Raw genomic sequence first — 11,256 nt, 5'->3', positions numbered from 1 at the left:
TTATTATTTATCGATATTCGTCAATCAATGCATAAATCTGCCTTAAATTAGCATTACTCACTTTGAGTTTCTCGCCCTTTAAAAGTTGAATAATCTGTTCAAGTGTTTGTAAAAGTACTGAGGTCTGATGCGGACCATGACTCAGCAGGTAATCAAAAATTTGCTGATCCAGATGAATCCCACGTCTATCCAATACTGATGATACCAAGGCAAAACGGTCAGCATAAAGACTTCCGTTCGGAACGCGCGTACTTACGGCTTGGGTCAAACGAGACTGTAAATCCGGTAATTCCAGCTTAAGTTCAATCGGAGCAAACCTTGAAGAAAAGACCAGCTGACCACCGCCTTCATTATTATAATTAATTAAGTGAAAAACTGCCTTTTGCCAGTGGGGTACGCCACTAATCGCTTCAATATCATCTAAAGCTACCAGATCATAGCGGTCAAGTGAGGTAATGGCTTCTGTAGGTGCATCCAAAAGTTCCAATAAAGAGACCTGAATTGCAGTTTTCCCCACTTCCAGATAAGAATCACAAATTGCAGAAAGCAAATGACTCTTACCTGTTCCCGCACCACCATAGACATAGAAACGATTAATTAGACCCGCATGGAGCTGGCGAATCGCATCAATTACATGTCCCCATCCCGGACCCGAAAAATCACTGATTCGGGCATCGAGCTGGGGTTCAATATCAAGTTGCAATTGACGCATATCTATTTTTTGGCCTATCCATCTTTAAGCTGGGTTTTTTCAATCTTACTCGATTTTTCATCTGCTTGCAGTGCTTTCTCATGAGGTGATTTCAGGTCAATATCTACATCTACATTAGGAGTTTCAATATTGATAGAGCCAGTAGAGGCTTTTTGGATGATGAGGGTTCTATTATCGTAGAGTGCACTTTTTTCATAGAATTCACGCGCATGACGCAGCAATACAACGATCACCGCAGCGACTGGCAAGGCAATCAGCATACCCAGGAATCCTGCCAGTTGAGCACCTGCCAATACGGCAAATACCACAGCGACTGGTGACAAGCCTATTTTATCGCCAAGCAGGAATGGTTGCAGGATATAGCCTTCTACCGCCTGACCTACCATGAATACAATACCCACTAGAACCAGTTGCCACCAGTCAATTCCAAACTGGAATAAAGTCGCCACTACTGCTGCAATAATCCCAACTGCAAAACCCAGATACGGGATAATACTGCACAGGCCTGCGACCATCCCGATGATCAGGCCGATTTCCAGGCCAATTAATTGTAAACCGACGGCATAAACAACGCCTAGTAATACCATGACCAGAAATTGTCCTTTCACAAATGCACCCAAAACTTCGTGACATTCACCAACAACTTCCAAAGTACTACGCTCGTATGGACGTGGAATGAGTCGGCGCATGCTGTCGAGCATGCGTTCCCAGTCGAGCAGGAAATAAAAAGCAATGATAGGAATAAGAACAATTGTTCCACCAATCTGAATAAAACTGATCCCTGATTGTGCCAATTTCAAGGCCATTGCCTGAATGCTGTCGGCACTATAATTGGTCTGGACATAATCCATGACCACACTGGAAATCTGGTTGGTGTCAATTTCCATTGGCACGAGATTAAAGGTATCAGACAGCCACGGCAGGAAAGTATAATTGACCCAGTGAATTCCAGCAGGAATGCTGTCGCGGGCATACATTAACTGTTTCCACACCAACGGCACCAAGTACCACATGGCTAGGGTCAGCACCACCCCGATCCCGATAAAAACAATACTGATAGAGAGCCAGCGCGGCAGACCAATACGATGTAAACGATCAACCAAAGGACTAAATAGATAGGCGATAAAAAATGCGCCGACAAATGGAACAACAACAGGCTTAAGCAGGTATAACACCCAAATAATCAAGGCGATACCAGCCAAGATAAAAATGCGACGTAAGGTACGATCTACCATAAAGTCTTGCCTTTTCTCTATTAATCATTATAAAAAGTAAAATATTTGAATAAAGATAGCATTTTAGGACATAAATAACATAAGAGTTTCGTATATTCGGGTATAATCAGCGCCGCGAATGCGGAGACTTCATTATGAGCAACTCAACTTCTACCCCAAACACTGGTTTAAGCTACAAAGATGCAGGTGTCGATATTGAAGCGGGAGACGCGTTAGTCGACCGAATCAAGTCCGTCGCTAAGCGCACTAAACGTCCTGAAGTTATGGGCGGTCTTGGTGGCTTTGGTGCACTTTGTAAAATCCCTAAAGGTTATGAAGAACCTGTTCTCGTATCTGGCACTGATGGTGTTGGTACAAAATTACGTTTAGCATTGAATTTGAACCGTCATGACACAATTGGTCAGGATCTGGTTGCAATGTGTGTAAACGACCTTCTCGTTTGTGGTGCTGAACCACTGTTCTTCCTGGATTACTATGCAACTGGTCACTTGAATGTTGATGTCGCAGCAAATGTTGTTACTGGCATTGGTGCTGGCTGTGAACTTGCTGGTTGTGCATTGGTTGGCGGTGAAACTGCTGAAATGCCAGGCATGTATGAAGGCGAAGACTACGACCTTGCAGGTTTCTGTGTGGGTGTTGTTGAGCAAAGTAAAATTATTGATGGCTCTAAAGTTAAAGCAGGCGATGTGCTAGTTGGTGTTGCATCTTCAGGTGCACACTCAAATGGTTACTCACTACTTCGTAAAATTCTTGACGTGAAAAACGTTGATTTAAACCAGATCATCGATGGTCGACCACTTGCTGACGTAGCAATGGAACCAACACGTATTTATGTAAAACCGATTCTTGAATTACTTAAACAGGTAGATGTGCATGCAATGGCACACATCACTGGTGGTGGTTTGCCAGGTAACCTGCCTCGCGTACTTCCAAACGGGGCTCAAGCAGTTGTGAATGAGTCTTCTTGGGAATGGCCTGAACTATTCAAGCTTCTTCAACGCGAAGGTGGTGTAGAACAGTTTGAAATGTATCGTACATTTAACTGCGGCGTAGGTATGGTACTTGTTGTTGACGCAGCAGATGCAGACAAGACTGTAGACGTACTGAACAGCCTTGGCGAAAAAGCATGGACGATGGGTCACATTGCGGACAATGCCGAGTCTGTAGAAGGCGCTGATGAAAAAATCCGTGTAATTTTCGCATAATCGCATGATTAAAATTGCTGTTCTTGTTTCAGGCAGTGGATCTAACCTGCAAGCCTTGATTGATGCCAATCTGTCAGGGCAAATTGTCGGCGTAATTTCCAATAAGCCTGAAGCTTATGCTTTAGCGCGTGCGCAAAAAGCTGGAATTCAGACTGCAGTCATTGAACACAAGCAGTATCCGAATCGTGAAGCCTTTGATGATGTAATGCATCAGCAACTGTTAGATTGGGATGTGGATTTAGTGATACTGGCAGGCTTTATGCGAATTTTAAGTGAAAAATTTGTTAAAGCCTGGGAAGGTAAAATGGTGAACATCCATCCTTCTCTCTTGCCGAATTACAAAGGTATGCACACGCATCAACGGGTGCTGAATACTGGTGATACCTTGCATGGCTGTACCGTACATTATGTAACCGCTGAACTGGATGCTGGTCAGGCCCTGGCTCAAGGTATTTTAAAAGTGTCTCATCAAGATACGACACACTCTTTAGCTCAGCGCGTTCATGTACTGGAACATTTGATTTACCCGCAAGTGGTGGAGTGGATCTGTACAGGTGCCATTCAGCATACTGCTGCTGGCGTGATGTATTGTGGTCAGTTAATGCAGGAACCGGTTCAATTCTGCAAATTCTAAAGAATACACTGCATAAAAAAACGCATCCGAGGGTGCGTTTTTTTATGATTCATTTTTCACTTTAAAGACTGCTCTGCGATGAGCTGCTTGATCAGACCGACGACTTCATACGGTCTTTCTAAAGGAAACATGTGTCCACCTAGAGTTACCGTAAAGGGAATACCAAACTTCTTCTGGACCAATCTTGGAAACTGTCGTTTATGAAACAGGCTTTCATCACCTACAACAAGATGCATCGGCAGTTTGACCTTTGCTTGCGGTAACCACCATAAGGATGGATTGGTACGAAAGATATTCACTTCATCCATTTTGGGAATGGTCAGCTCAACCCCACCCCGCACTGGGTCATCTTTCAAGGCATGATCAATATAGGCTTGAAAACAATCCTGATCAAAATCTTTATAAAAGCCTTTTGAACGTAGTAATTCTGCTGCCTGCTCACGGGATTCCCAATGATCACGACGGCGTAAAGATAAAGCAGCAGGTGACATCGTATCCACAGCCTTTAGCTTGAATACTTTTGCCATATGCAGCATCAATGAAGACGGTCCCATAATCAAAGGTGGGTCCAGCATGATCACCTGCTCGAACAGTTCGGGCCGTTGACGAGCAGCCATCATGGTTAAGGCTCCACCTAGCGAATGCCCCAGACCAATCACCTGGCGACCTTGTGCTTGGCGTACGATACTGTCGATTACTTGCTGGGTCAGGCTATTCCAATGATTATCAATCGGATAACGTTTATCTGGACCCAGCAACGGCACATAGATAATGTCATACTCATCTTTTAGTCCATCAAACAGTTTCTGATAGACACGAGAAGGCACGCCATTCGCGTGCGCAAAATGAATAATTGGCTTCATTGCAGTTTGGTCTGACTTTCAGTACTGAGTTTCTGAGCGACCGAGCTGGCAATACCTTCACCTAGGGAAGCCCCCATACGGCCCAAGATAGACTCAAATGGGCTGTATTCAACGGTGTAGTTCAAGGCTTTATCAGTTTTCAGCTCACGCTTCAGGGTTTGTAAGCTACCGGTACGGTCAGCAATACCTAATTGTACTGCCTGTTCACCCGTCCAGAACAGACCAGAGAAAATTGCAGGATCAGTTGATTTAAGCTTTGCTCCACGACCTTGTTTCACTGCATTGATAAAGTGAGCATGCACATTATCCAACACACCTTGAACATGGGCTTTCTGTGCAGCATCAACTGGCTGGGTCATCGAAAGTAGTGCCTTATTTTCACCCGAAGTCATGGTACGGTCTTCCACACCCAGTTTCTGCATCAGGTTACTCACGCCATAGTTCGGCATGATTACGCCAATTGAACCGACCAGACTCGATGGATTGACAATAATTTCATCTGCAGCAGAAGCAATATAATAAGCACCCGAAGCGCCAGTATCACCAATTACAGCATACAGCTTTTTCTGCGGATACTGCTTTTTCAGGTACTGAATTTCCTGCCAGATTTCATCAGATTGCACTGGTGAACCACCTGGAGAATTGATATTCAGAACCACTGCTTTCGCCTGCTTACTTGCATAAGCTTTCTTCAGCGACTTGATGGTGTTGTTACTATTCACACTTTGCTTGTCTGATGCAATCGTGCCAATAATATCAACCACCGCCAGATGCTCATCTGATGTTTTAGTGGCATCAGTCGATGCTGTACTGCAGCTTTTGCCCATGGCAAGGATAATAAACAGCAAATAGGCAAACGTCAGGAATTTAAAAAAGATCCCCCAACGACGTGCGCGGCGCTGCTCTTCTACAGAGGCAAGTACCGCTTTTTCAAGCAGTTTCCACTCAGGTCCTGTCGGTTGCTGAGGTTGTGGCGTATTTTGTATTTGATTTTCAGGTTTTGGTGGCCAATCGGACATAAACAATCCAACACATAATTATATTGTGCCCATTATATACACCGATTTGAGTATTTCTGTCTAAACCAGCAGTTTTATCCTATAATAAATTTCAATTATTCCTTCCCATTGCTCTTAATATCAATTCAATGACTGCACAAAGCTCAAAGAATTCAACCTATGGTTTGCTTAAATTCGTCAGCCGACTTCCGCTCCCAATTACGAGATTGATGGCAAGCAGTCTTGCGGGCATTGTAAATCTATTGAAGACTTCCAAGACCTCAGAAACTATTCGCTTTAATCTGAAAATTGCACTTCCGGAGCTTTCAGAGCAGCAACGTGAAGAGATTACGCGTGCCTCAATCCGGAATGAATTGATGTCTTATTTTGAGTTCTTTAGTATTTGGGGCTCGAGCAATGAAAAAAATCTTCAACGTATCCATCATGTAGAAGGACAACATTTACTTAAGGAAGCACTTGCAGCAAATAAAGGGCTGGTACTGATTGTGCCGCATTTTGGTACCTGGGAAATCATGAATGCTTATCTCGCTCAATTTACTCAAATGAGCATTATGTACAAGCCAGTCAAAGATCCTGCCGTGGATAACTTTGTTCGTGAGGCACGGAGTCGTGAGCAGGCCACCTTATTACCCACCGATGAAACAGGCGTTCGTCAGATTTTTAAAGCCTTGAAACAAGGCGGCACGACAGTGATTCTTCCAGACCATACCCCAACTGCAGGCGGTGAATATATTCCTTTTTTTGGTGTACCACTCAGCTCAAGCAACCTCAGCGCCAAACTGATTCAAAAGACCAAGGCAAAATGCCTGTTCCTTTTTGCAATGCGTAATACTGAAGGAGGCTTTGATGTATTCTTCGAGCCACTCGATGAGCAAATCTATAACTCTACCCCGAATCAGGGTACCGAGATTATTTTCAAGAAAATGGAAGAATTGATTCATCGTTACCCGGAGCACTACCATTGGAGCTATAAACGCTTTAAAGCGCATGAGTCTCTGGGCGGCACCATTTATCGCATTCCACAGGATGAAGCACTGGCTAAAATTAATGATCTGCGCCAGGCTTATCAGGATGAACAGGCAAAACTTGCAGCAGAAACTTTACAGACTTTAAATACGAATACAGCTATTGAATCTTAAGATCTTCTCTCTGCAACCATCTATATTTAGATCGATAAGATGCAAGGTGTATCTGTTGTTCTTTAATAAAAAACTCGACGCTACCGTGCTCTGGCGTACTTAACAGTGGAATATTTAAAGCTTGTAATCGTGCTTGAGTCAATCGACTGGGATGGCCATAACGATTAAATCGCCCAGCAGAAGCAATCGCGATTTTGGGGCGGTAATGCTGTAAAAACTGATAGGCTGAACTGTGCTGGCTACCATGATGCCCCAAGATCAACACATCGACTTTTAAATCCGGATAATCTCTTAGCAAATGAAACTCAGTTTGCCAGCCTGTATCGCCCATCAGTAAAAAATGCTGATAAGGCCAGGCATCTTTAACTTGTACATGGATAACACAGGAATTTTCATTTTTATCAGGTTTAAACTGATTAAGTGAGTCTGACCGCGGTGATAACACCTGAAAATAAACCTGTTCATTCCAGTTCCAGGACTGTCCCTGCTGACATAATTTAAATTGAGTACTTTCATTCAGTTCAGGCTGTTCACTGGCGATAAGCTCTGAAACCTTAAGTTGATCACGGATATGCATATAAGCTCCGCTATGATCCTGATCCAAATGGGTCAATACCAGCTGATCAAGCTTAGATATTCCCTGCACGGATAGAAATGGAAGAATAATCTGCTCACCGATACTAAAACGACTTTCATCATAATTACCACCAGTATCCACCATCATGTTATGTTGGCCTTGACGGATAAAGATGCTTTGACCCTGCCCCACATCCAGCACATGCAATTGAAATGGCGAATGATAAAGCGGTATTGCCATGATGGGGACCAGTCCACACGCTGCCCATGACTTAGGTACCGCTCCACGCGGTATAAAAAGAATTACAAGAATAACTACACTCAATATCAGTAGCCATGGTGTCATAGCGACCGGGATCAGTTCAGGTGAAAACAGATGATCCAGTAGATTTAAAAGACCAAGTAACATACTGATCATCAGATCGTTCATTTGAAAGATCAGTGCCGCGAATGGTTCCACAATGAAGAAAAATAGAGCAGCAATAATATCCAGTGGCACAATAAGTAGACCAATCCAGGGAATCGCGAAAAAATTACTCAATGGTGCGATCCAGGCCAGCTGTTTAAAGAAAATAATCATTAAGGGAAATAAGGCGACAAAAATTTTCCACTGAGATTCGACTAAAACTTTTACTGCAAAATATAGACGTTGTCCTGGACTTTGGATTACATCTCGTGGTTGTCGCTGTATGGTCTGATAAATTCGCAGCAAGACAAAACAGGCACCATAAGACAACCAGAAAGCTGCGGACAAAATACTAAAAGGATCCAGTAACAGTAATATTGTTGCACTTAAGATCAGTAACTTTAAAGGTTGCACATACTGCCTCAACCAGATACTGGCCGTGATCATTACACAGATCAACAAGGTACGTAGGGCCGGAATTTCAAAACCCACAAAGGCGCAGTACAGCAAGACACAAAGTAAAAAAGGTATACTCAGGTAATATTGTCTGGGCCATTTCAGATAGAGAGCTGGAAAAAGCCTGGCTGTCAAAAACTGTAAACTCGCACAGAATATCAGTGCAAAAATCACCACATGCGGCCCAGAAATTGCCAGCAGGTGACTCATGCCGAAACGGCGAAACTGCTGTTCAATTGCTGGATCTAGTAAACTCTCATCTCCCGTTAGCAGAGCCAGCATCAATCCTTTGTTTCGTATTGGCTGTTGGTAAATAAATACTCTTAACTCTAATCGTTTTTGTTCAATCCAAAGAAGTAGCTGGGATCTTAAACTTTGCTGTTGGCGTAAATGCTGGCTAAAACCGAGTGCATAAACTTCTTGCTGGGTTAAAGGCTGAATCTGTTGAATACGAAATCCTGCCATCAGGTTCTGCTCAAGGTGCCATTTCTCTACATCGAATACACCGGGCGTGGCATAGGCATGTGCCGGTCGTACTTCCCCGTTTAGTCGATAATACTGTCCCAGCTGGAGTTGATTTGACATATTAAACGCAGCCTGCACTGGTCCTTGCTGTTTAACAGAACCCAGCCACTGCACTATCGTCCCATTCGGCTGTAATACCTGTAAGGATTGCTGAATACTGGCGGTATTTATTTTGTTGAGCCGGGAGATATAAACGATAACTTCTCGCTGCCCAACTTCTTTCTCGATAAATTGCAATCGCTGATTAAGAGCATGATTGGCAAAGCCCTGCGCTAATAAAAAGCTCAGACTTAGGGAAAATAAAATAGAAATAAAACGTAGATAAACATGATGCAGCCTTAAATGGATGACCCGGTAGATAAGCAGCCATACCAGCATAATCAAGCAGACTGATCCTGCTGATAACTGGTATTCAGCTTTATTCCACCCCATTGTTGTCAAGCCAAGAATCCAGCCTACACCTAGCCATTGCAGCATGATTTTTCTTTTTATTGTTATTTTATGACGCAATAATAAAGCCCACCGGAGTGAGCTTCAATCAAAGAGGATTATTCCAATATTTTTAGGACAATATCAGTCATTCACCCATAATCCATCCTGCATATGCAGAATACGGTCTGCTGACTGAGCCAATTGCTCATCATGGGTTACAATCAGCATGGCCATATTGAACTCCTGACGTAATTCGGTCAGGAGTTCAAATATTTTTACCGCAGTTTTACGATCCAGATTCCCGGTCGGTTCATCGGCCATCATCAATTTTGGTTTCCCCACCAAGGCACGCGCCATGGCCACACGCTGGCGTTCACCACCAGACAGCTCGCCCGGTTTATGGGTTAAACGATGACTTAGGCCCACACGTTCCAGCAGATACTCAGCTTGCTGTTTCACTTCCTTGAATTTGCTGCCCTTACGTAGCATCAGTGGCATCGCGACATTTTCAAGTGCAGTAAACTCAGGCAGAAGGTGGTGGAACTGATAGACAAAGCCTAAGTGCTCATTACGTACATAACCGCGCTCAGCTTCAGACAGCGTATCAAAACGCTGGCCGTTCACCATCACGTGACCCGAAGTTGGACGATCTAAACCACCGAGCACATGCAGCAAAGTACTTTTGCCTGAACCACTTGAACCAACAATTGAAACAAATTCACCCGCCTGCACCTGCAAAGACAGACCACGGATCACTTCAACTGTAGATTTACCATCGGTAAAAGATTTTTGAATATTCTGGGCATCTAGAATGATATTACTCATAACGTAATGCCTCCGCAGGCTGAATCTTCGCTGCACGTAGCGCAGGATAGATTGTTGCTACAAAACTTAAGACCAATGACAACACAACAATCAGCACTACATCCTGCCAGCGTAGATAAGACGGCAAGTAGTTAATGAAGTAGGCATCAAACATATGTAGACCCAAAGTATTGTTCAGCCAGCCCACCAGACTACTAATACTAGTCGCAGCAATGATACCCAGAATTGCACCGGCACAGGTACCAATCACACCAATGACAGTTCCCTGCACCATAAAGATTTTGGTAATCGTTGCAGGTGAAGCACCTAAGGTACGTAAAATGGCAATATCCGATTTCTTGTCAGTTACTACCATTACCAAAGAGGAGACAATATTAAACGCTGCGACCAAGACAATCAGGAACAGTAGCAAGCTCACCATTGCCTTTTCCATCTGAATGGCACTAAACAGGTTACCGTGAGTATAAGTCCAGTCAGAAGCATAGAAGTTTGCTGGCAAATTCATGACAATATCACGTGAAACTTGCGGTGCCAGGAAGATATCATCCAGCTTCATGCGGATCCCTTGCGCACCATCTGGCAGACGCAGCAAAGTTGCCGCATCATTCAGGGCGATATAGCCCATCATTGAATCCACTTCTGCACCAATGCTGAATATTCCGACCACATTAAAGCGCTTAAAGCGTGGCACTACACCAGCAGGTGACGGCGTGGCTTCCGGCAATACCAGGGTAATACTGTCGTTTAAACCGACCCCCATTGAGTCTGCCATCTGCTTGCCCAGCACAATTCCGAACTCGCCTTTTTTCAGCTGATCGATACTGCCTTCAACCATATGATTTTGAATGATAGAAACATTCTTTTCATAATCTGGTTCGATTCCTGTGACCATGATCCCGGCAACCTGCCCTTGCGCAGTCAACATTCCCTGTAACTGGGTAAATGGAGCAACACCTTGAACATGTTCATGTTGTTCAATTTTTTTTGCAAGTTCAGGCCAATTTGTTAAAATTTGTGTTGAAGAAACAGTGGCTTGAGGTATCATTCCTAAGACACGATTTTTTAATTCTCGATCAAAACCGTTCATTACAGACAGTACTGTAATGAGGACTGCCACACCAAGCGTGAGGCCGATCATAGAGACTAAAGCGATAAAAGAAATAAAGTGGTTACTGCGCCGTGCGCGAGTATATTTCAACCCTATGTACAGCGAGATTGGTTTGAACATA

Annotated in this window: 10 protein-coding genes; 3 read left to right on the top strand and 7 right to left on the bottom strand. The window is 43.8% G+C overall.

Annotation, left to right across the window (positions count from 1 at the left end):
- Positions 1 to 7 precede the first annotated feature (7 nt).
- Both hda and cxpE read right to left on the bottom strand, forming a co-directional pair.
- Positions 8 to 712, bottom strand: coding sequence for a DnaA regulatory inactivator Hda (hda, locus tag BK820_RS05560; RefSeq protein WP_004815088.1), 705 nt, complete (start codon positions 710 to 712; stop codon positions 8 to 10).
- A gap of 14 nt (positions 713 to 726) precedes the next feature.
- The gene (gene cxpE / locus BK820_RS05555; protein ID WP_004815086.1) at positions 727 to 1,947 is read right to left on the bottom strand and encodes a chloramphenicol efflux transporter CxpE; all 1,221 of its coding nucleotides are present in this window, start codon (positions 1,945 to 1,947) and stop codon (positions 727 to 729) included.
- Positions 1,948 to 2,081: 134 nt separating this feature from the next.
- On the opposite strand from cxpE, the gene purM reads away from it, so the two are divergent.
- Both purM and purN read left to right on the top strand, forming a co-directional pair.
- Positions 2,082 to 3,152: a phosphoribosylformylglycinamidine cyclo-ligase gene (gene purM, locus BK820_RS05550; protein ID WP_004892154.1), complete on the top strand. Its 1,071-nt coding sequence runs from the start codon at positions 2,082 to 2,084 to the stop codon at positions 3,150 to 3,152.
- Between the two features lie 4 nt (positions 3,153 to 3,156).
- Entirely contained in the window at positions 3,157 to 3,786 is a 630-nt protein-coding gene (gene purN / locus BK820_RS05545) for a phosphoribosylglycinamide formyltransferase (protein ID WP_071320350.1), read from the top strand.
- Between the two features lie 56 nt (positions 3,787 to 3,842).
- Here the strand turns inward: purN and BK820_RS05540 are convergent, their stop codons facing one another.
- On the bottom strand, positions 3,843 to 4,649 hold the full coding sequence (locus tag BK820_RS05540; RefSeq protein WP_071320349.1) for an alpha/beta fold hydrolase: 807 nt from the start codon (positions 4,647 to 4,649) through the stop codon (positions 3,843 to 3,845).
- Positions 4,646 to 5,668, bottom strand: a complete 1,023-nt coding sequence (gene sppA, locus BK820_RS05535; RefSeq protein ID WP_004815079.1) for a signal peptide peptidase SppA — start codon at positions 5,666 to 5,668, stop codon at positions 4,646 to 4,648. The genes BK820_RS05540 and sppA overlap by 4 nt, the downstream gene beginning before the upstream one ends.
- Before the next feature lie 128 nt (positions 5,669 to 5,796).
- On the opposite strand from sppA, the gene BK820_RS05530 reads away from it, so the two are divergent.
- Positions 5,797 to 6,807 (top strand): lysophospholipid acyltransferase family protein, encoded by a 1,011-nt coding sequence (locus BK820_RS05530; protein ID WP_034591971.1) that lies wholly within the window; start codon positions 5,797 to 5,799, stop codon positions 6,805 to 6,807.
- On the opposite strand, the gene BK820_RS05525 is transcribed toward BK820_RS05530, so the two are convergent.
- The 3 genes from BK820_RS05525 to BK820_RS05515 form a co-directional block, all read right to left on the bottom strand.
- The gene (locus BK820_RS05525; RefSeq protein ID WP_071320348.1) at positions 6,794 to 9,247 is read right to left on the bottom strand and encodes a DNA internalization-related competence protein ComEC/Rec2; all 2,454 of its coding nucleotides are present in this window, start codon (positions 9,245 to 9,247) and stop codon (positions 6,794 to 6,796) included. The genes BK820_RS05530 and BK820_RS05525 overlap by 14 nt on opposite strands.
- Before the next feature lie 96 nt (positions 9,248 to 9,343).
- The gene (gene lolD, locus BK820_RS05520; protein ID WP_004815072.1) at positions 9,344 to 10,027 is read right to left on the bottom strand and encodes a lipoprotein-releasing ABC transporter ATP-binding protein LolD; all 684 of its coding nucleotides are present in this window, start codon (positions 10,025 to 10,027) and stop codon (positions 9,344 to 9,346) included.
- Positions 10,020 to 11,255 (bottom strand): lipoprotein-releasing ABC transporter permease subunit, encoded by a 1,236-nt coding sequence (locus BK820_RS05515; protein WP_004815071.1) that lies wholly within the window; start codon positions 11,253 to 11,255, stop codon positions 10,020 to 10,022. Before BK820_RS05515 ends, lolD begins: the two co-directional genes overlap by 8 nt.
- Position 11,256: the final 1 nt, after the last annotated feature.

The organism is Acinetobacter sp. LCT-H3 (assembly GCF_001866125.1).
Taxonomy (GTDB): domain Bacteria; phylum Pseudomonadota; class Gammaproteobacteria; order Pseudomonadales; family Moraxellaceae; genus Acinetobacter; species Acinetobacter schindleri.
Note: the sequence above shows the minus strand (reverse complement) of the source record. Positions and strands in the feature narration are given on the sequence as shown.